This is a genomic window from Rhodococcus tukisamuensis NBRC 100609, from assembly GCF_001894985.1.
Lineage (GTDB): Bacteria > Actinomycetota > Actinomycetes > Mycobacteriales > Mycobacteriaceae > Rhodococcus_G > Rhodococcus_G tukisamuensis.
Genome location: NZ_BCXG01000030.1, coordinates 1 through 21,161 on the forward strand (window position 1 = coordinate 1; position 21,161 = coordinate 21,161).

The 21,161-nt window shown below is 70.2% G+C and carries 17 protein-coding genes; 12 read left to right on the top strand and 5 right to left on the bottom strand.

Annotated features, from left to right (window positions below; genetic code table 11):
* The 5 genes from RT2_RS21940 to RT2_RS21960 all read left to right on the top strand — a co-directional run.
* Positions 1-1,053: SMP-30/gluconolactonase/LRE family protein (locus tag RT2_RS21940; RefSeq protein WP_218019050.1), on the top strand; the 1,053-nt coding region annotated here is incomplete at its 5' end.
* Positions 1,054-1,070: 17 nt separating this feature from the next.
* Positions 1,071-1,355 carry an acylphosphatase gene (locus RT2_RS21945; protein WP_072846932.1) on the top strand — a complete coding sequence of 95 codons (285 nt, stop codon included), beginning with the start codon at positions 1,071-1,073 and terminating at the stop codon, positions 1,353-1,355.
* Between the two features lie 133 nt (positions 1,356-1,488).
* Entirely contained in the window at positions 1,489-1,989 is a 501-nt protein-coding gene (locus tag RT2_RS21950) for a hypothetical protein (protein WP_072846977.1), read from the top strand.
* A gap of 1 nt (position 1,990) precedes the next feature.
* Positions 1,991-3,157: a glutathionylspermidine synthase family protein gene (locus RT2_RS21955; protein ID WP_072846933.1), complete on the top strand. Its 1,167-nt coding sequence runs from the start codon at positions 1,991-1,993 to the stop codon at positions 3,155-3,157.
* A gap of 37 nt (positions 3,158-3,194) precedes the next feature.
* Positions 3,195-3,650, top strand: coding sequence for a DUF350 domain-containing protein (locus RT2_RS21960; RefSeq protein WP_072846934.1), 456 nt, complete (start codon positions 3,195-3,197; stop codon positions 3,648-3,650).
* Between the two features lie 72 nt (positions 3,651-3,722).
* Here the strand turns inward: RT2_RS21960 and RT2_RS21965 are convergent, their stop codons facing one another.
* Positions 3,723-5,258 carry an APC family permease gene (locus RT2_RS21965; protein ID WP_245709522.1) on the bottom strand — a complete coding sequence of 512 codons (1,536 nt, stop codon included), beginning with the start codon at positions 5,256-5,258 and terminating at the stop codon, positions 3,723-3,725.
* A 100-nt stretch (positions 5,259-5,358) separates the two neighbouring features.
* Between RT2_RS21965 and RT2_RS21970 the strand changes: the two genes are divergently transcribed.
* From RT2_RS21970 to RT2_RS21990, 5 genes are all read left to right on the top strand, one after another.
* Positions 5,359-6,135, top strand: coding sequence for a VOC family protein (locus RT2_RS21970; protein ID WP_072846936.1), 777 nt, complete (start codon positions 5,359-5,361; stop codon positions 6,133-6,135).
* 99 nt (positions 6,136-6,234) lie between these two features.
* Positions 6,235-9,849, top strand: coding sequence for a chromosome segregation protein SMC (gene smc, locus RT2_RS21975; protein ID WP_072846937.1), 3,615 nt, complete (start codon positions 6,235-6,237; stop codon positions 9,847-9,849).
* A 50-nt stretch (positions 9,850-9,899) separates the two neighbouring features.
* On the top strand, positions 9,900-10,478 hold the full coding sequence (locus RT2_RS21980) for a TetR/AcrR family transcriptional regulator (protein WP_072846938.1): 579 nt from the start codon (positions 9,900-9,902) through the stop codon (positions 10,476-10,478).
* 153 nt (positions 10,479-10,631) lie between these two features.
* Positions 10,632-11,504: an SGNH/GDSL hydrolase family protein gene (locus tag RT2_RS21985; RefSeq protein WP_072846939.1), complete on the top strand. Its 873-nt coding sequence runs from the start codon at positions 10,632-10,634 to the stop codon at positions 11,502-11,504.
* 126 nt (positions 11,505-11,630) lie between these two features.
* Positions 11,631-12,452, top strand: coding sequence for an acyl-CoA thioesterase (locus RT2_RS21990; RefSeq protein ID WP_072846940.1), 822 nt, complete (start codon positions 11,631-11,633; stop codon positions 12,450-12,452).
* Positions 12,453-12,529: 77 nt separating this feature from the next.
* Here the strand turns inward: RT2_RS21990 and RT2_RS21995 are convergent, their stop codons facing one another.
* The 4 genes from RT2_RS21995 to RT2_RS22010 are packed head-to-tail and all read right to left on the bottom strand — an operon-like array spanning position 12,530 to position 18,523.
* A complete protein-coding gene (locus RT2_RS21995; protein ID WP_072846941.1) occupies positions 12,530-14,272 on the bottom strand; it encodes an N-acyl-D-amino-acid deacylase family protein in 1,743 nt (580 codons plus the stop codon).
* Positions 14,273-14,321: 49 nt separating this feature from the next.
* Positions 14,322-15,983 (bottom strand): steroid-24-oyl-CoA synthetase, encoded by a 1,662-nt coding sequence (gene casG / locus RT2_RS22000; RefSeq protein WP_072846942.1) that lies wholly within the window; start codon positions 15,981-15,983, stop codon positions 14,322-14,324.
* The gene (locus RT2_RS22005; protein WP_072846943.1) at positions 15,980-17,143 is read right to left on the bottom strand and encodes a serine hydrolase domain-containing protein; all 1,164 of its coding nucleotides are present in this window, start codon (positions 17,141-17,143) and stop codon (positions 15,980-15,982) included. The genes casG and RT2_RS22005 overlap by 4 nt, the downstream gene beginning before the upstream one ends.
* Before the next feature lie 12 nt (positions 17,144-17,155).
* Entirely contained in the window at positions 17,156-18,523 is a 1,368-nt protein-coding gene (locus RT2_RS22010; RefSeq protein WP_072846944.1) for a flavin-containing monooxygenase, read from the bottom strand.
* Positions 18,524-18,755: 232 nt separating this feature from the next.
* Here RT2_RS22010 and RT2_RS22015 point away from each other — a divergent pair, with 232 nt between their 5' ends.
* Together RT2_RS22015 and ftsY are read left to right on the top strand one after the other, a co-directional pair.
* On the top strand, positions 18,756-19,388 hold the full coding sequence (locus RT2_RS22015) for a TetR/AcrR family transcriptional regulator (protein ID WP_072846945.1): 633 nt from the start codon (positions 18,756-18,758) through the stop codon (positions 19,386-19,388).
* A 97-nt stretch (positions 19,389-19,485) separates the two neighbouring features.
* Positions 19,486-20,964 (top strand): signal recognition particle-docking protein FtsY, encoded by a 1,479-nt coding sequence (gene ftsY / locus RT2_RS22020; protein ID WP_072846946.1) that lies wholly within the window; start codon positions 19,486-19,488, stop codon positions 20,962-20,964.
* Positions 20,965-21,161: the final 197 nt, after the last annotated feature.

Genomic DNA, 21,161 nt, shown 5'->3' on the forward strand with positions numbered 1-21,161 from the left:
GCCGTTCCCGCCCCCGTGCCTCCCGCCGCCGATCCCGCTGCGGCGCAGCCGTCTTCGGTTGCGCCCACGCCCACGCCCACGCCCACGACGGAGCCGGTTCCCGCGCCCGTCGGCGCGCCGGCTCCCGCGCCGGCCGCCACGGTCGTGCCCGCGACGACGACGGCTGTGCCCACGACGACGGCGGCGCCCGCCGCCACGACGCAGCCCGCGCCCGCTCCCGCGGCGTGCGTGCCGTGGACGGTGAGCACCGTGGCCTCCGGATTCGGGATGCTCGAGAACCTGGCCTTCGACGGCCGCGGCAACATGCTGCTCTCGGAGGGCGCGCCCAGCGGCGGGGGAGCGCTGCGCACCCTGACGGCGAAGGGCGAGAAGGGCGACCTGGTCGAGGACGTGAACAGCCCCGGCGGCATCGTCGTCGACGGGTCGAGGGCGCTCTTCACCACCGGCAACAACGCGATGTCGGGCCTGATGGGTGCGACCAACGGAACCGTCGAGTCGGTGAACCTGGACACGGGCGAACGGACCACCCTCGCCAAGGGACTGACCATGCCCAACGGCCTGGCCCAGCTCGCCGACGGTGACCTGCTCACCACCACCGCGCTCGGCGACAGCGTCGGAATCACCCGGATCCCCGCGGGCGGCGGCGAGTCGAAGCGACTGTCGGTCGACCTCGGCAGCGTCAACGGGATCGCGGCCACCGCCGACGGCAAGGTCGTCGTCGACACCTCCTTCGACGCCACCAGCGCCGTGCACGTCCTCGACGCCGCCGACCTGACCGCCGCGCCGCAGACCGTGAAGCTGCCCGGTGACGGCCGCACCAACATCGCCGACGACCTGGCCGTCGGCGAGGACGGCAGCGTGTACGTCGCGCTCAACGGCGCGGGCAAGGTTGTCCGCGTCGACCCGGTCAGCGGGAACCAGTGCGACATCGCCACGGGCATCACGATGCCGTCCTCGGTGCGTTTCGGCGCCGGTGACGGATGGGACCCGACGGCGTTGTACGCCACCAGTTTTGACGGCAAGGTGCGCAAGCTCGTGCCGCCGACACGCTGACCGCCGGACACACCCCGATGCCCTCGACACCGCCCGCGCGCCTGACTGCCTGGGTCCACGGGTCGGTGCAGGGCGTCGGTTTCCGGTGGTGGACCAGGTCCCGGGCGCTCGAGCTCGGTCTGGTCGGCCACGCGACGAACCGTCCGGACGGCCGCGTCCTGGTGATCGCCGAGGGGCCGCGTGCGGACTGCGAGCGACTGCTCGGGCTGCTGCGGTCCGGCGCGACGCCGGGCCGGGTGGACCTGGTGGTCGAGAGCTGGTCCGACGCGGCGGGTGGGCTCGTCGGATTCGTCGAACGCTAGGGTCGGGTCGATGACGTCACACGGTGGGGAGGGCTCAGTGGGACCCGAGAGGGGAGAACCGGGGGATTCGGGACCGGAGGAGCAGCGGCCGGAAACCGAGGGCGCGACACCGGCCCGTCCGGGCGGCGGACGGATCCGTCGGCAGGAACCCGGCGCGACGCAGCCGCGTCCGCCCACGGTCGGCGAGGCCCGCGCCCGGGAGAAGGCCCGCAAGGAGCGCGAGGAACTCGAACGCCAGGCCGCGGAGGCCGCGGCCAAGGACGAGCAGCGCCGCCGCACCCGCCGCAAGGCGATGATCGGCGGGGTGGCCGTGGTCGGCGTCGTCGGGCTGGTGGCGCTCGGCTACACCGCACTGTCGTCGGACACGGTCACCGCGACCTGCGTCAATCCGGACACCGAGGTCGAGGTTCCGGAGGAGTACTGCACGAACGGCAGCCCGGGTGTGGGTGGCCTGTTCATCTTCGCCGGGTCCTCCTACCGCTACAACTACGGCGGCAAGGGCGGCGGCGTCGGCACCGTCGTCACCGGCGGGAGCACCGCCAAACCGCAGGGAGCCACCGTCAAGACCAAGTCCGGCACCACAATTCAGCGAGGCGGCTTCGGCAGCAAGGTCTCCGGAAGCGGCGGGAGCTGAGATGCGCAGACTACGTGGCACCCCGCGACCGGGGTGGCAGGAGAAGGTGACCGCGCAGGGACTGGTCTACGGCACCCCCGCCCGGATGGCAGACGGCACCGACCGCCCGTACTGGGACGAGTCGGTGCACTACGCGTTCGAGATGGACGAGATCCTCGCGCTCGAGGCGGACGTCGAACTGCTGCACTCGATGTGCCTCAACGCCGTCGAGCACGTGATCCTCACCGAGCGGTACCACGAGTTCGGACTGCCCGAGTGGTCCTGGGGGCCGATCGCCGAGTCCTGGCGTCGCGGTGACCCGCACGTCTACGGCCGATTCGACCTTCGCTACGACGGACGTCGGCCGGCCAAGCTGCTCGAGTACAACGCGGACACCCCGACCACACTGCTCGAGGCCTCGATCCTGCAGTGGCACTGGCTCACCGACACCCACCCCGGCGACGACCAGTGGAACTCGCTGCACGAGAAGCTGGTCGAGCGGTGGGCCGCGATCCGTGCCCAGTTGCCCAGCGCCGAGATGCACTTTTCGTGGTCCTCGGCCGACGCCAGCGGCGAGGACAACGTCACCGTCGCCTACATGCAGGAGTGCGCGGCGGAGGCCGGGCTCGACACCGTGGCCCTGGCGATCGAGGAGATCGGCTTCGACCCGGACCTGCACCGCTTCGTCGACCTCGAAGAGGCGCCGATCTCCACGCTGTTCAAGCTGTACCCCTGGGAGTGGGTGCTCGACGACGACTTCGGCAAGCGCGCAGTCGAACTCATGCCCGAGACCATGTGGATCGAACCGCTGTGGAAGACGTTGCTGAGCAACAAGGCCATCCTCGCGGTGCTCTGGGGGATGTACCCCGGGCACCCGAACCTGCTGCCCGCCTACCTCGACGATCCCCACGAACTCACCGAGTACGTACGAAAGCCGAAGCTCGGCCGAGAGGGCGCCAACGTCTCGATCGTCGGCGCGGGCATGGACACCAGCACCGGCGGCATCTACGGCGAGGAGGGCTTCGTCTACCAGTTGCTCGATCCGCTACCGGAATTCGACGGCATGCGGCCGGCGCTCGGCGCCTGGATCGTCGGCGACGAGGCGGCGGGGCTGGGCATCCGGGAGACCTCCGGACTGGTCACCGACGACGGGGCGGCCTTCGTGCCGCACCGGATCCCGCAGCAGTGAACGCACACTCACCGAACCTCATCGAACGGAGCACGACATGACTACGACCGTGGTGGCCCTGAGCGCCGACTACTGGTCCCAGCTGGGCCGGGGAGTGTCGGCCATCGTGCTGTACGCCATTGTCGGCTTGGTCCTGATGGTGCTGGGCTTCTACGCGATCGACTGGTCGACTCCGGGGCCGCTGCGCACCATGCTTCGGGAGGGCAAGCCGAACTCGGCGGTGGTGACGGCGTCCGGGATGGTGAGCATGGCGCTGATCGTGGTGCTGGCCATCTACGCCTCGTCCGGGAAGCTGGCGGAGGGACTGATCTACACGCTGGTGTTCGGCCTCGTCGGCATTGCGGCACAGGTGATCTCCGTGCGGCTGGTGGAACTGGTGACCGGCATCGACATCGGCACCGTGCTGGCGGAGGAACGCTTCACCCCCGAGGTGCTGGTGGTCGCGGCCGCCCACCTGGCGCTGGGTCTCGTGGTCGCGGTCGCGATCCTGTAACCAGGCACTACGTGCTCGTGCGCGGTTACCGGGTCCAGGGACCCGGTAACCGCGCACGAGCGGCGCAGCCGCCTAGCGGTCCTGCGGGACGGGCAGTCCACGCGGGACGGTCTCGCCGTCGAAGAACGCGCGGTCCCGGCTCCGCCACCACCACATCAGCGGCAGTCCCAGCAGCATCGAGACGACGCCGAGGATGAACACGCCGCCGATCTGCCAGTGCGGGGCGAACGGCATGGTCCAGCTGGTCTCGCCGGCGTCGGAGGCGAACGAGGTGACGGCCGTCCAGGCCGCCGCGAACAGCAGCATCGCCCCGCCCAGGAGGGGGAACACCCCCCGCAGCAGCAGGTCTCGGGTGCTGCTGCGCAGGGTGCCGCGGTAGAGCCAGGCGCAGGCCAGTGCCGTCATCCCGTAGTAGAAGCCGACCGCGATGCCGATGGCGGAGACCGAGTCGAAGATCAGGTCGCCCGCCGAGACGAAGTTGAAGACCACGTAAAGCGCCACCGAGGCCGCGCCCATCGCGAGCGTCGAGACGGTGGGGGTGAGATACCGCGGATGCACCCGCGCGAAGGCGTCGGGCAGCGCCCGGAACACGCCCATCGACAGGGTGGTGCGGGCGGTCGGCAGGATCGTCGTCTGGGTGGAGGCGACCGCGGAGGTCAGGATCATCAGCAGCAGCACGTGGGTGAGCACCTGGCCGAGCAGGCCCTCGCCGAACACCGCGGTCCCGATCGCGGCGAAGAAGTCGTCGAAGTGTTCCGGGTTGGCCAGGCCGGTGCCTTCGGTCCCGACGCCGGCGAACGACTGCGCGGCCACCGTCACCAGCACGTAGAGCGAGACCAGCACCACCGTGGAGATGACCGCCGACCGGCCCGGGGTACGGCGGCTGTCGACGGTTTCCTCGTTGACCGAGACGACGGAGTCCCAGCCCCAGTAGATGAACACCATCAGCAGGATCGCGTTGACGAACGTGGAGAACGAGGAGATCTCGAACGGGTTGAACCAGCTCCACTCGGGGGTCAGGGCCGCCGCGCCTGCGTTGCCCAGCCACACCCGGACCAGGGCGACCACGGCGAAGATCACGAGCGCGACGAACTCGATCGTCAGCAACACCGACTGGACCCGCGCCGAGACGTCGATGCCGCGGAAACACAGGTAGGTCATGGCCACCATGAACACCACGCCGAGCAGCAGCACCCACACACTGGTGGCGTCCGCGCCGATGCCGTCGGCGCCGAGGAGCAGGAAGGTGTACTGCCCGGCGACCTGCGCGAGGCTGGCCATCACCAGGACGTCCGCGACCACGATCGCCCAGCCGGACATCCAGCCCCAGGCGGGGCCGAATGCGCGCGTCGCCCATACGAAGGTGGTCCCGCAGTCCGGGTCCGCGGCGTTGAGCTCCTTGTAGCCGAAGGCGGCGAACAGGATCGGCACGAAGGCGAGCAGCGCGACCACGGGCGCCTGCAGCCCGACCGCCGCGACGACGAGGCCGAGGGTGGCCGCGATGCTGTACGCCGGACCGGCCGAGGCCACCCCGATCACCACGCTGGAAGTCAGGCTCAGGGCCCCCGCCCGGAGCCCCTTGGATTTGGTCGCCACGTCATCAATCACTCGGGGGAGGGTAGTGCAGCGCATGAGGGCACGCGTACCGCGTCCAGACGGGCGGGCAGGGGCTAGCGTCAACTTCGTACCCGACAGTTGAGGAGTAGCGATGAGCGCCGTCACGACGAACCAACCGCTTGGCACCCCCACCTGGATCGACCTCGGCATACCTGACCTCGATCGAGCGATGTCGTTCTACGGGGCGGTCTTCGGGTGGGAGTTCGACGTCGGGCCGGAGGAGATCGGGAGGTACACGATGTGCCTGTTGCGAGGCAAGAAGGTCGCCGCGCTGATGCCGAATCCCGACGAGAGCGCGACCGAGTTCTGGTGGAGCGTCTACCTGGCCACCGACGACGTGGACGTCACGGTCGCTCGATCCACGGACGCGGGTGGCGTCGTCCTGGCGGAGCCGATGGATGTGATGGGCCAGGGCCGGATGGCGATCGTGCGGGACCCGTCCGGCGCACAGTTCGGGCTGTGGCAGGGGCAGGCGCACGTCGGCTGCGAGCTGGTGAACGAGCCGAACACGCTGCTGCGCAACGACCTGGTGACGCCGGACCCCGGCCCGGCACGTGACTTCTACGCCACGGTCTTCGACTTCACGCTGGACGGAAACGACGACCTGCCCGGCATGGACTTCACCTTCCTGCGCAGACCGGACGGGCACGAGATCGGCGGCATCATGGGTGACCCGGCCGCGCCCGCATCGGCCTGGGGCACGCTGTTTCAGGTCGCCGACACGGACGCGGCCGTCGCCGCGGCCCGAGGCGCCGGGGGTACCTCGAGCGACCCGACGGACATGCCGTACGGGCGGACCGCGGAGGTCACCGACCCGTTCGGTGCGAAGTTCACGGTCGGTTCCCCGCTGCCGGGTGCGCAGGGGTAGCGCCGGGTCCCGCGCCGACGGGGTGCACGCCGAGGCGTGCACCCCGTCGGCGCGATCAATTGGCGAGTCGGTCGGTGCGGTGCAGTAACGTCATTCGTCATGCATCTCAAGAGTCTGACGCTGAAGGGCTTCAAGTCCTTCGCCTCCGCGACGACTCTGCGATTCGAGCCCGGTATCACCTGCGTCGTCGGCCCGAACGGTTCTGGGAAGTCGAACATCCTCGACGCCCTCACCTGGGTGATGGGTGAGCAGGGCGCCAAGGCGCTGCGCGGCGGAAAGATGGAGGACGTCATCTTCGCCGGGACCTCCGGCCGGGCCCCGCTCGGCCGGGCCGAGGTGACGCTCACGATCGACAACTCCGACGGCGCGCTGCCCATCGAGTACTCCGAGGTGTCCATCACCCGGCGGATGTTCCGTGACGGTGCCGGCGAGTACGAGATCAACGGCACCTCCTGCCGGCTGATGGACGTGCAGGAACTGCTCAGCGACTCGGGCATCGGCCGGGAGATGCACGTCATCGTCGGGCAGGGCAGGCTCGCCGCGATCCTCGAGTCCCGCCCCGAGGACCGCCGGTCCTTCATCGAGGAGGCCGCGGGAGTCCTCAAGCACCGCAAGCGCAAGGAGAAGGCCGTCCGCAAGCTGGACGCCATGCAGGCCAACCTGGCCCGCCTCGGCGACCTCACCTCGGAACTGCGCCGACAGCTCAAGCCGCTGAGCCGGCAGGCCGAGGTCGCGCGCCGGGCCCAGACCGTCCAGGCCGACCTGCGCGACGCCCGGCTGCGGCTGGTCGCGGACGACCTGGTCACCCGCCGCGGCGAACTGGCCACCCAGGCCCAGGGCGAGGCGATCGCCCGCGCCCAGCAGGAGCACGTGCAGGCCGAACTCGAGGCGGCGTCCGCGGAACTCGGCGCCCACGAGCAGGCCGTGGCACGGCTCACCCCGGGCGCCGAGGCCGCCGGTCAGACCTGGTTCCGGCTCTCGGCGCTGGCCGAGCGCGTCAACGCGACCATCCGGATCGCCACCGAACGCGCGCGGCACCTCGACAGCGCACCCGCCGTCGGCCGCGGCCAGGACCCGGACCAGCTCGAGGCGCAGGCGGAGCGGGTGGCGGCGGAGGAGGCCGAACTGGTCGAGGCGCTGGAGATCGCCCGGGCCACCCTCGACGCGGCCCGCGAGCAGCTCGCCGAGTACGAGGAGGCGTCCGCGGCCGCCGAACGGGCCCACCTGGCCGCGGTCCGCGCCATCGCGGACCGGCGTGAGGGCCTCGCCCGGCTCTCCGGGCAGGTGGACACCTTGCGCACCAGGGGCGATTCCATCGACGCCGAGGTCGCGCGGCTCTCGGTGGCCATCGAGGACGCCCGGGCCCGCGGTGACGCCGCGCAGGCGGAGTTCGAGAGCGTGCAGGACCGGATCGGCGACCTCGACGCCGGCGAGTTCGGGCTCGACGCCCACAACGAGCGGGCCGTTGCCGCGCTGGCGGCCGCGACCGCGCGGGTCACCGAGCTGAAGGACGACGAGCGTGCCGCCGGGCAGCAGGTGGTCTCGCTGCGGGCGCGGATCGAGGCCCTGTCGATCGGCCTGCAGCAGAAGGACGGCGCCGCGTGGCTGGTCGAGCACCGGTCCGGGGACGGGCTGATCGGGCCGCTGGCCGGGTTGCTGCGGATCCGGACCGGTTTCGAGGTGGCGATCGCCGCCGCACTCGGGCCGGCGGCCGACGCCATCGCCGCGGGCTCCGTCGCCGACGCCCGGTCCGCGGTGGCGGCGCTCAAGCAGGCCGACGGCGGACGGGCCGCGCTGGTCGCCGGGGACGCCCCGGCGCCGGCCGCGGTCGCCGCGGCATTGCCGGTCGGCGCGCATCCCGCGTTGGAGCTGGTGGAGTACCCGGCCTCGATGCGCGGCGCTTTGAGCGCGCTGCTCGGCGCCGTGGCGGTGGTCGACGACCTGGCCGCCGCCGCGGATCTTGTTGCCGCGCAGCCGCACCTGAGTGCGGTCACCCTCGACGGCGACCTGCTCGGGGCCGGGTGGATCACCGGCGGCTCCGACCGGCGGCCCTCCACGCTGGAGGTGCAGTCCGCCATCGACGCGTCGACCGCCGCCCTGGCCGACGCCGAACGGCGGGCCGAGGAGCTGACGGCCGCGCTGGCCGGGGCGGAGGCCGAGCAGGCCGACCGGGCCGAGCACGCCGAGCAGGCGCTGGCCGCGCTGAACGAGTCCGACGCGGCGATGTCCGCGATCTACGAGCAGCTCGGCCGGTTGGGTCAGGTGGCCCGCGCCGCGCACGCGGAGTCGGAGCGGCTGGCGGCCCAGCGCATCGCGGCCGAGGCCGGACGCGAGGAGGCGGTCGAGGCGCTGCGGGAACTCGAGGAGCGTCTCGCGCTCGCCCAGCGTGAGCAGTCCGACCCCGGTGGCGCCGGGGCGGGGGACTCGAGCTCCGAGGACCGCGAGGCGGCGTCCGCCGCGCTGGCGGAGGTGCGGGCCGTCGAGGTGGAGGCCCGGCTGACCTTGCGCACGGCGGAGGAACGAGCCGAGTCGGTGCGGGGCAAGGCGGACTCGCTGCGCCGAGCGGCGCAGGCGGAGCGCGAGGCCCGGGCGCGGGCGGAGCGGGCAATGGCAGCCAGGCAGAACGCGGCGGCCGTCGCGGCGGCCGTGGCGGAGTCGGGACAACGGGTGGCCGCGCACCTCGAGACGGTGGTCGCCGCCGCCGCGGGGCACCGCGACGAGCTGACCCGCCAACGCGCCGAGCGCAGCGGGCAACTCGAGACGGTGAAGGAGCGGGTGCGTCAGTACACCGCCCAGATGACCGCACTGACCGACGCCGTGCACCGCGACGAGGTGGCCCGGGCGCAGGCCGCGCTGCGGATCGAACAGCTCGAGCAGACCATCGCCGAGCAGCACGGCATCGGCCTCGACGACCTGGTCGCCGAGTACGGTCCGGAGGTGCCGCTGCCGCCGTCGGCGCTCGAGGTGGCCGAGTACGAGCAGGCCCGCGAGCGGGGTGAGCAGGTGGTCGCGCCGGCGCCGATGCCGTACGACCGCGCCACCCAGGAGCGGCGGCTCAAGCTCGCGGAGAAGGACCTGGCCACCCTCGGCAAGGTCAACCCGCTGGCGCTAGAGGAGTTCGCCGCGCTCGAGGAGCGGTACAACTTCCTGTCCACCCAGCTCGAGGACGTAAAGAACGCCCGCAAGGACCTGCTCGGAGTGGTGGCGGACGTGGACGCCCGGATCCTGCAGGTGTTCACCGAGGCCTGGGCGGACGTGGAACGCGAGTTCGTCGGCGTGTTCGCGAAGCTGTTCCCCGGCGGCGAGGGCCGGCTGGTGCTGACCGATCCGAGCGACATGCTCACCACCGGAATCGAGGTGGAGGCCCGCCCGCCCGGGAAGAAGGTCAAGCGACTCTCGCTGCTCTCCGGTGGCGAGAAGTCGCTGACCGCGGTCGCGATGCTCGTGGCCATCTTCCGGGCCCGGCCGTCCCCGTTCTACGTGATGGACGAGGTGGAGGCCGCGCTCGACGACACCAACCTGCGCCGGCTGATCGGGCTGTTCGAGCAGCTGCGGGAGAAGTCGCAGCTGATCGTCATCACCCACCAGAAGCCGACCATGGAGGTCGCGGACGCGCTGTACGGGGTGAGCATGCGCGGCGACGGCATCACCCAGGTGATCTCCCAGCGGCTGCGGGGACAGAACCTCGCAGTGCCGGAACCGGTGGCGGAGTAGCCACATTGGACTCGTGCGAGCGGTCCGTTCGCGGCCCCTAAGCTTGACGGGTGGCAAAACGAGGTTCCTATGCGAAAGGCATCGAGCGGCGTGAGCAGATACTCGACGCCGCGCTGCGCGTGATCGCCGACCGCGGCTACCGGGCGACGTCGGTCAGTGAGCTGGCCGCCGCGGTCGGGCTGAGCCAGACGGGCATCCTGCACTACTTCGGCTCCAAGGAGGAGCTGTTCATCGCGGTGCTCCGCAAGCGTGACGAGTTGGATGCCGCGGCCCCGCGCGGTCGGCACCCGGTGGAAGCGTTCATCGACGTGATGCGAAAGAACGCCGAAGTGCCCGGGCTGGTCGAGCTTTTCGCCTACATGTCGGTGGAGGCATCCAACCCGGAGCACCCCGCCCACCAGTTCATGCTCGACCGGTACCGCGTCCTCACCGAACTGCTCGCGGGAGCTCTGCGCGAGATGCAGGATTCCGGGTCCCTCGCGCCCGACATCGACGTAACCTCAACGGCCACAGCGTTGGCGGCGCTCGCGGACGGGTTGCAGGTGCGATGGCTGCTCGATCCGACGATCGACATGGCGGCGCAGATCGAGCAGTTCTGGAATCAGATCGCCAGCCGTACCCAGGCCTGACGAGTCCCGCGCCCTTCGCGAAGAGTCGGCCGGGAATCACACCCTTGTCAGTGAAACACTGAGCGGTATACGGTTTCCAGATCGTGATCGGCATCACGGCTGCCTGGCCGTGTGACGGCCGGCGCGACGGCACACGACCAAGGGGAGAATGCTGTGGGGTTGAAGGCTGGAGTCAGACGGTTCGTGGCGGCCGTGGGGGTGCTGGCCGCGGTGACCGGTGTCGCATCGGGCGCGTCCGCATCGGCGGATCCCGCACCCGGCCTCGAGTACGTCAATCTGGGCGACAGCTTCAGCGCCGGATCCGGCGTCTCCCCGATGGTGGCGGGGACGCCTTTCGAGTGCTGGCAGTCGGAGCGGAACTTCGCGCACATCGTGGCCGCGGAGCGGGGCTACCGGCTCACCGACGTGAGCTGCGGCGGCGCGACGACGCAGGACTTCTACGAGGCGCAGTACCAGAGCACGCGACCTCAGCTCGAGGCTCTCACGCCCACAACCGAACTGGTCACCCTGATGATCGGCGGCAACAACAACAGCACCTTCGCGGGCGCGATGGCCCGCTGCATCGGCGCCATGGTGTCGAACCCCGGCGCGTTCGAGCCCTGCCGAGTGCAGAACGCGTCCGGACTGTCCGATCCGGTTGTCAACGAGACCTATCCCGCTCTGGTCACCGCGCTCCGCGACATTCATGCCAGGTCGCCGCGTGCCCAGGTAGTGATCGCCGGCTACCCGTGGCTGCTGCCCGCGAGCGGGAGTTGCTCGCCCCAGATGCCGCTGGCCGAGGGCGATGTCAGCTACCTGCGCGACCTGCAGGCCACGCTGAACGACGCGGTCAGGCGCGCCGCCGCGGAGACCGACTCGACCTTCGTCGACATGTCGCAGGTCTCCGAGGGTCGCGACGGCTGCAAGCCGGCCGCGGAGCGACTGGTCGAGCCGATGCTCTTCGCGAACCAGCCGGTTCCGGTGCACCCGAACGCTGCCGGTGAGCGTGCGCTCGCCGACCAGGTGCTGGCGGCGATCGGGCAGTAGTCGGCCCGGGTAGGAGGTTCGCCCTGGCTCCCGGTTCCCTCGGACCGGAAGCCGGGGCGAATTCGTGTCGATCGTGCCCGCCTCCATAATCGGACATGATCTGCCAGTACCCGTGAGGAGCCCATCGTGAGCGAGACCGTCGCACCGTCCCATCCGTTCGACGCCGCCGTCGGCCTGACCCCGGCCGGTGACGGTCGTTTCGCCGGGCACACGTCCGCGGACTACGCCAACATGGTCGGCCCGTTCGGCGGCATCACCGCCGCGGCGCTGGTGCGGGCGGTGCAGCTGCACCCGGACCGGCTCGGCGACCCGTTGTCGTTGACGGTCAACTTCGCCGGGCCCGTCGCCGAGGGCCAGTTCGACATCTCCGCCCGGCCGGTGCGGACCAACCGGTCGACCCAGCACTGGGCGCTCGAATTGACCCAGGACGGGGTCGTCGCGACCACCGCGACCGCGGTGTTCGGCACCCGCCGCGACACCTGGTCTTCCGACGAGATCACGATCCCGGCGGTTCCCGCTGCGGATTCCGTTGCGCCCGAATCATTCCCGGACTTCATCGCCTGGGCCCGCAACTACGAGATGCGGTTTGTCGAGGGCGGTATCCCCAAGCTGGAATCGGTCGAACACCCGACCTCCACCTCGACGCTGTGGGTGCGCGACACCCCGGCCCGTCCGCTGGACTTCCCCGCGCTGACGGCCATGAGCGATGTCTTCTTTCCCCGGGTGTTCCTGCGCCGCGGAAAGTTCGTGCCGGCCGGTACCGTCACGTTGACGGTGTACTTCCACGCCGACGCGGCCGCGCTCGCCGAGCAGGCGGATACCGCGGTGCTCGGCTCGGCCCGCGCGCAACGGTTCGGCAAGGGCTACTTCGACCAGTCCGCGGAACTGTGGGGACGCGACGGGGTGCTGCTGGCCACCGCCCACCAGCTCGTGTACTCCAAGGACTGACCGCGACCGACGGACGGGCGGTTGCCCGGGCCTGACCCCTCGGTCCATGCCCCGACAACCGCCCGTCCGTCCGCCGGCTATCCGGCGCGCAGGAACCGTCCCGTCCGCTTGGTGCCGAGCACGGGCGTCGGCCGGCCGTCTCGGACGACGCATTCGCCGCCGACGAACACCGCTGTCACCGCATCGTCGTTCCGGTTGACCATTCTGGAAAGCCCGTCGTACTCCGGGACCGGGCACTCGGCATAGGCGTCGAGTGAGGCGTCGAGATGCTCCGGGTCGAGTACCACCACGTCGGCCCGGTCACCCTCGCGCAGGTGTCCGGCGTCGAGCCCGTACCAGTCGGCGAGCTCGCCGGTGAGCCGGTGCACCGCCTGCTCCGTGGACATGAACGGAGTCCCCGCCTGCTCTGCGTCGCGGACGCGACGCAGCAGGCGGAGGCCGAAGTTGTAGAACGCCATGTTGCGCAGGTGCGCGCCCGCGTCGGAGAAGCCCAGCTGCACACCGGGATCGGACGCGAACTTGTTGAGCACCTCGGGACGGTGGTTCGAGATCGTGGTGCGCCATCGAACCTTGGTGCCGTATTCGACCACCAGGTCGAGGAAGGCGTCCACCGGGTGCACCCCACCCCGCTCGACCCCGACCTGACCGAAGGTCTTGCCGATCACGGAATCGTCCGGGCACTCGACGATCTCGGCGTCGAAGAAGTCTCGGTGCCAGACCCGCGGACCGTACTTCTTGTCGTAGTCCTTGCGGAACCGGCGGCGGTAGGCCTCGTCGGCCAGCAGCGCGCTGCGCGCCTCGAGCTGGTTGGACAGGTCCAGCGCCGCGGCCCCGGACCCGAACTCCTCGAAGACCGGCAGGTCGATGCCGTCGGAGTACACCTCGAACGGGACGGGCAGGTGCTGCCACCGGAAGTTGCCGCGCAGCCCGTTGACCACCCGTGCCATCGCCGGGAAGACGTGCGCCACAGCCGGAATCGCCTTGACGTCGGCGGCCGAGAGCAGGCTCACCTTCAACGGGCGGCGGAAGAGCCCCACGCTGCTCAGCGCCAACGCGACCATGGACTGCGGGCGGCCCACGTCCGGGCCGGCCTGCAACGCCCGGCCCCGCCGACGCAGGATCGCCGTCAGCCGGCGACGTTCCTGCCGCGTCGAGTACGTCGAGGGCAGGGTCCGGGACCGGCAGACCTCGCCGTCGAGCTTGTCGAAGAGCAGTTCCTGCGAGGACATGCCGATGAAGCCCGCGTCGAGCGCCTCCTCGAGCTTGGCTGCCATCGCGTCGAGTTCCGCGGGAGTGGGCTTGACGTCCTTGCGGGTCGACCGGTCCAGGCCCATCTGCGCGGTACGAATGTCCGAGTGGCCGATGAAGGAGGCCACGTTCGGGCCCAACGGCAACGCCTCGATCGCCTCGACGTACTCGTGCGCCGAGGTCCAGGTCTTGGACTCGGTGAGCGTGTCGACCACGTGTTTGCGCGGGATGGCCTCGACCCGGCCGAACAGGTCTCCCGCGTCGGAGGGGCCGGCGTGGACGGCCGACAGCGAGCACGACCCCAGGAAGATCGAGGTGACGCCGTGGCGCACCGACTCCTTCAGGCCCGGGCTGAGGATGACCTCGACGTCGTAGTGGGTGTGGATGTCGACCATGCCGGGCATGACCCACTTCCCGGCGGCGTCGAGAACCTGCGGGCAGTCCGCCTCGTCGAGCGGGTCGACCGAGACGGCAGCGACGCGTCCGTCCCGGATGCCGAGGTTGCGGGTCTGGGACCTCGCGCCGGTGCCGTCGAACCAACGGCCGTTCTTGATGATTGCGTCGTAGCTCATGGCTGAGCTCTCCATTCTCGAATTTCGTCGATTGCCGACCGGGAGTCCATCAGAGGACCACCTTGGTACGCATCGTCTTGCCGGTTGCGTTGCGGGGCAGCGGGACGGTGGTGATCCGCCACTGTGCCGGGATCTTGAAGTAGGCGAGGCGGTCGCCGGCGAACGCCCGCAGTTCCTCTTCCGTGACGGCGTCCTCCGACCGTGCGACCACCACCACGGCCACCTCCTGGCCGAGGTCGGCGTGGTCCACGCCGAGCACCACGCACTCGAGGACCTCGGGGTGCTCGTCGAGGCACTGCTCGATCTCCATCGGGTAGACGTTCTCGCCGCCGCGCAGGATCAGGTCCGACCGTCGTCCGGTGAGCCGGACCATGCCGTTCTCGATCACGCCGAAGTCGCCGGTGTGCAGCCAGCGGTCCTCACTGATCGTCGCGGCGGTGGCCTCGGGGTTGTCCCAGTAGCCGAGCATCACGTAGGGGCTGCGGGCGCAGATCTCGCCCTCGACGCCGTCGGGGACCTTCTCCCCGAACGGATCCCGGACCTCCACGGCGACCCCGATGATGGGCCGGCCGAGGGTGCCGGGGAAGTGCGCGAGATCCAGGGGAGTGGCGACGGAGATCGCGGTGGCGCTCTCGGTCTGGCCGTAGCTGTCGACGAGGGAGTTGCGCGCGAACGGCACCTTCTCGCGCAGCCGGTCCTGGAACGCCGCGGACGACGGCGCCGCCGACAGCGCGAACGCGGTGACCGAGGAGAGGTCGTAGCGCGAGAGGTCCTCGTGCTCGAGCAGGCGGTTGGCCATCGTGGGGACGGCGGCCCAGTTGGTCACGCGTTCGCGTTCGACCAGCCGGAGCATCCGGTCCACGTCGAACGCGCCCTGGTAGATCACCACCGCGCCGCCCGTGGCCAGCCGCGGGACGGCCAGGTTGTGCAGGCTGGCGATGTGGAACAGCGGCGAGGTGAGCAGGTACCGCCGGTCGCTCGGGGCATCCGAGTTCGGGTCGCCGCCGGTGAACGCGGCGGCGAGCGCGTCGCTGAACCGGTGGTAGTCGATGGTCGCGAGCACGTTCCGGTGCGAGTGCACGGCGCCCTTGGGTCGGCCGCTGGTCCCGCTGGTGTAGAGGATCACCGCCGGATCGTCCTCGGCCACCTCGGTGTTCGGCAGCTCGGCGCTGGCGAACTCGGTGAACAGCTGGGGCAGGTCCTCCTCCATGGTGAGCACCGTGGTGTCCACGTCGAGGCCGGCGAGCACGGCGGCGCGCTTGGCGTCGGCGACCACGACAGTGGGCGTGGTGTGCTTGACGCCGTACTCGACCTCACGCGGGGCCCACCAGGCGTTGAAGCCGACCGCGATCGCGCCGAGTGTCTGTGCCGCCCAGAAGGTGACGAGCCACTCGGGGCTGTTCGCGGCGAGGATGCCGATCCGGTCGCCCTTGCCGACGCCGTACCGCTCTCGCAGCGCGGTGGCGAGCGCGGCCACCGCGGCCCCGTGCTGGGCGTAGCTCATCCGGGTGTCCTCGGTGACCAGGTAGTCGCGGTCACCGTAGGCCAGCGAGGTCGCCAGCACGTCGCCGAGGGCCCGGTCGCGGTTCTTCATGATCGGGATGTCGGCACCGAGGACGTTCTCGACGCCGAGTTCGAACCGCCCGCCCGGGCCGGTGAGGCCCGCCATCACGGAGGCGATGTAGGCCTGGGGGTCAACAGAATTGGTCACCGGGAAACCTCTTTCCGTGCCGCGTGAACGGCCTCGTTGGTGGCGTGCAGGTACGCGTCGCTGCGGTCGGAGCCGATCAGCCCCGGCGCCATCTTGTTCATCGTGTAGGCGAAGGTGATCCGGTTGTCGAGGTCGTTGACGAGCATCGACCCGCCGAAGCCGGCCCACCAGCACACCCGGCCGTCGCGCACCAGCGGGGCGGTGTCGGGGTGGGGGAGACCGTAGCCGATGCCGAACCGCAGCGGGGTGAGGATGGCCAGGTCGATGCCGTCGGCCTGCTGCTCGAAGATCAGGTCGATGGTGGCCTGCGAGAGCAGACGTGTGCCGTCCAGTTCGCCGCCGCAGGAGATCAGCGACTGCAGGCGGGCGACCGAGCGCGCGTTGCCGTGACCGTTCATGGCGCCGAGCTCCGCCTGCCGCCAGTCGGCGGTGTTGACCTTCTCCAGGTCGAGCCACGGGCTGGTCACCGACTTGACCAGGATGCTGTCCTGGTCGAGCGTGGACATGTCGAAGTCGATTGCCGGCGCCGGGATCATCGGCGCGATCCGGCCGAAGTGCTCGGGGCCGGTGCCGATGTGGAAGTCGGCTCCCAGCGGTCCCGCCAGCTCCTCGGCGAAGAAGCGCCCCAGGCTGCGGCCGTCCACTCGCCGGATCACCTCGCCGACCAGGTGCCCGTAGTTCAGCGCCTGGTAGCCCGACGCGGTGCCCGGCTCCCACCAGGGCGCCTGCGTGGCCAGCCGGGCGCTGGCAGCTTCGGTGTCGTAGATGTCCTCGAGTTCGATCGGTCGCTCCCAGCCGGACACCCCGGAGGTGTGCGAGAGCAGGTGCCGAACCTCGATGTCCGCCTTGCCGTTTGCCGCGAACTCGGGCCAGTAGTGCGAGACCTTCTGGTAGACGTCGATCTCGCCTCGTTCGACGAGGAGCAGCGCGGACAGCGCCGTCATCGTCTTGGTGAGCGAGAAGACGTTGACGATCGTGTCCTCGGCCCACGGCGTGGTCTGCTCCTGGTCGGCGTAGCCGCCCCAGACGTCGACGACCGGCTGCCCGTCGAGGGTCACGCAGATCGACGCCCCGAGCTCCTCACCCGACGCGAGCTGCTGTTCGAGTGCCTCGCGGACCGGCTCGAAGCCCTCCGCGCAGAATCCCTGTGTCAGTGTCATGTCGTTGTCCTCTCACACGTTCTGCATGGCACGGGCCGGCACGGGCAGGGTGTTGCCGGCGGCCTGGGCGCGCTTGCCGCCGCTGACGATCTCCTTCTTCAGGTTGCGCACGTACGGGTCGAACTCGCACTGGATGGTGTGCCTGGGGGACTTGTAGTACGGCTTGAGGTAGTACTCCTCGTCGGCGGCGAGGACGGCGCCCATCTCGCTGGGGGCCGGCGGCAGGTACTTGCCCGCGAGATAGGCGGCGACGAGCTTGCTCTGCTGCTCGGCAAAGTTCACCAGGGTCGGCATCGGCTGCGCGAGGCCCATGAAGAACAGATTGTCGATGTCGGGCTTCATCATCCGCTTGAACAGCGGGAAACGGTTCTCGCTGTCGGGCAACAGGTTCGGATCGGTGAAGAACGGGAAGCTGATGTGGTAACCGGTGGCGCAGACGATCACGTCGACATCCAGGGTGCTTCCGTCGGTGAAGCGCACCTGCTTGCCTTCCAACGCGGCGATGGCCGGCTTGAACGCGATGTCGCCCGAGCCCGCCTTGCCGAGGAACTCGCCGCTCGCGGACGGGTGCGCCTGGAAGGGCAGGTGGTCGGGCTTGGGCAGGCCGTAGCCCTCCATGGTGCCGAGGTTCTTGTCCAGGAAGCGCCGTTGAAGCGCCAGGGAGAGCGTGCGCGGCATCCAGGCGGGCATCGACATCTTGTCGCCGGCCTTGCCCTTGAGGTACTTCGGCAGCACCCAGACGCCGCGGCGGGCGGAGACGGTCAGTGTCTTGGCCAGGAAGCGCTGCGAGAGCTCGGAGGCGATGTCGAGGCCGGAGTTGCCCATCCCGACCACCACGACGTTCTTGCCGCGCATGTCGATCGGGTCGAACGGGTCGTTGTACTCGTGGCTGTGGATGAGCGTGCCGTCGAACTCGCCGGGGTAGTCCGGGGTCCGCGGGTCCCAGTGGTGGCCGTTGCACACGATCAGCGCGTCGTAGGTGCGCGCCTCGCCGGTGGACAGCGTGACCGTCCACAGGCCGTCGTCATCGCGCTCCGCCCGCTCGACGGAGGTGTTGAACGTGATCTTCTCCCGCAGGCCGAAGTGGTCGACGTAGTCCTTGAAGTACTGGAACAGCTGCGAGTGGTGCGGGAAGTCGGGCCACTCGGCGGGCACCGGGAAGTCCTCGAAGGCCAGTCGCCACTTCGAGGTGTCGATGTGCAGGCTCTGGTAGCAGGCCGACATGCCGTTCGGGTTCTTGAAGTACCAGTTCCCGCCGACCTCGTCGGAGGCCTCGAAGCAGTCGAACGGGATGCCGAACTCCTGGAGGCGCTTGGCGGTGGTGATTCCTGACGGACCGGCGCCGATGATGCAGACGCGAGGCAAGTTCGGGGAGTGCATGGCTTCTCTTTCTGCCGGGGTCGGTGGGCCGCCGTCTCGTGTCTTCCCGGTCGTCGCGGCGTGGTGCCGGGAGAACTTCGACTGTGACTGTTGCGGCACGTACGACTCGATGTGACCTACGACATAGAATATCTTTGACTGACGGACTGTCAAGTGAATGACGTAAAGTTGATTTCGTTGCGGTACGGCGACTGTCCGAGCCGCGGGTAACCTTCGATTGGTGGTGGATGCAGTGAGCAATGCGACAGGTACCGGCAGCCGGCGCGGCACGCTGCGAGCTGAACAGAAGCGGGCAACCCGCGCCCGGCTGGTGGAGTCGGCACGTGGGCTCTTCGCCGCCCGGGGGTACGCGGCGGTGACGGTCGACGACATCGCCGCTGACGTCGGATGCAGCCGGGCGACCTTCTACCTGCACTTCTCGGGCAAGGTGGAGATCCTGCTGGAGTTGGCCCAGGAGGGTCTGGCACCGAGCGCGCTGGCCTTCTATCAAGACCTCGACCGGGTGCTCGAGACCGGATCGCGCGCCGAGTTCGCGGACTGGATCACCCGGGCCATCGAGTGGTTCCACCAGTACAAGGAGATGCTCCCGGCCTGGGACGAGGCGACGGCGCTCGAGCCCGAGTTCCGTGCGATCGCCCGAGACGGAATCCTCGCCCTACCGAATTCGATGACGAGTTACCTCGCGCGCTGGCCGGAGGGTCAGCGCGACGAGGCCCGCCTGCGCGTCGAACTCCTCGTGACCCAACTCGAACGGTTCTTCACCCGGTGGGCGATGCTGGGAACGATCGACGTCTCCGCCGAGCGTGCGGTGGAGGTCCTGACGGACATCTGGTTCCCCGCGTTGTCGGCGCCCGCCGCTCGGTAGACGACGGTCCGTACAGGTCGCCGATCCGCCGGGGAGTTGCCGAACCCGGGTCGGCCGCGGCTTCGTGCCGCTGCGCTCCGCCTGACAGGATGGGGCGGTGACTACCGGAGCTTGGATTGCAATCGCGGCGGTACTGGCCGTTCTCGTCGTGGCCCTCGTGGTGGGCGGTGTGCTGTACCGGCGTCGTCGGGTCAGCCTGCTGCCGCCGCCGTCGACGCCCGAACTGGGGGAGACCAAGGACCGCTCCGGCGGGTACAAGACCGCGGGCGGGATCAGCTTCAGTCGGGGGGCCACGGCCACCGCACCGCCGAAGCCCGCGCCGGCACCCAAGCCGACTCCGGAAGCCAAGCCCGCCCCCGAAGCCAAGCCCGCCCCGGAGGCCGCGCCCACCGTGGTGCCGGTAGCCGCCCCGCGGCCCGAGGTCGTTCCCGAGGCGACCGCACCCGCGGTCGAGGCGGCGCCGGAGGCCTCCGCACCCGCGGTCGAGGCGGCGCCGGAGGCCCCCGCACTCGAGGCACCCGCGCCGGAGACCGTCGAGCCCGAGGCCCCCGCGCCGGCGCCGGAGGCCGCACCCGAGGTCGTGGCCCCCGCACCCGAGGTTGTCGCGCCTGAGGTCGAGGTGGAGGCGCCCACGGCCCCCGTTCTCGAGGAGATCGAACCCACCGCGGGCCGGCTCGACCGGCTGCGCGGCCGGCTCTCGCGTTCGCAGTCCGCGGTCGGCAAGAGCCTGCTGGGCCTGCTCGGCGGCGGCGACCTCGACGAGGACTCGTGGGAGGAGATCGAGGACACGCTGCTGATCGCGGACCTCGGCAGCGCCACCACCGAGCAGATCGTGACCCGACTGCGCGCCGAACTGGCCGCGGGCAGCGTCAAGACCGAGGCCGACGCCCGCGCCCTGCTGCGCACCGTCCTGATCGAGGCTCTGCACCCCGAGTTCGACCGTTCGATCAAGGCGCTTCCGCACGATGCGACGCCCGGCGTGCTGCTGGTGGTCGGAGTCAACGGCACCGGCAAGACCACCAGTACCGGCAAGCTCGCGCGGGTCCTGGTCGCCGACGGGCGTCGGGTGCTGCTCGGTGCCGCCGACACCTTCCGCGCTGCCGCCGCCGACCAGTTGCAGACGTGGGCGGAGCGGGTTGGCGCCGAGGTTGTGCGTGGCCCCGAGGGCGGTGACCCCGCCGCGATCGCGTTCGACGCGGTGACCAAGGGCATCGAGACCGGCGTGGACGTGGTGATCGTGGACACCGCCGGCCGCCTGCACACCAAGACCGGGCTGATGGACGAACTCGGCAAGGTCAAGCGGGTGGTGGAGAAGCGTGCCGTCGTGGACGAGGTGCTGTTGGTGCTCGACGCCACCGTCGGACAGAACGGCCTGGTGCAGGCGCGGGTGTTCGCGGAGGTCGTGGACATCACCGGTGTGGTGCTGACCAAGCTCGACGGCACCGCCAAGGGTGGCATCGTCTTCCAGGTCCAGCGGGAGCTGGGCGTGCCGGTCAAGCTCGTCGGCCTCGGCGAGGGTGCGGACGATCTGGCGCCGTTCGAGCCGGCCGCGTTCGTGGACGCACTGCTCGGCTGAGTGGATCGTCGACCAGACTGCCCGGCCCCGCACCTGCGGCGCCGGGCAGTTCCGTCCTGCGGGTTTTCGATTTAGCGTAACGATTACGCAACAAACTTCCGCAATGAATAACAGTGATATCTCAGTCCTGTCTACTTGCGACGTCCGACGTGACCTGCGCCACATTTGGCCGGGCTGGTCGGGCTCACGCAACCGGA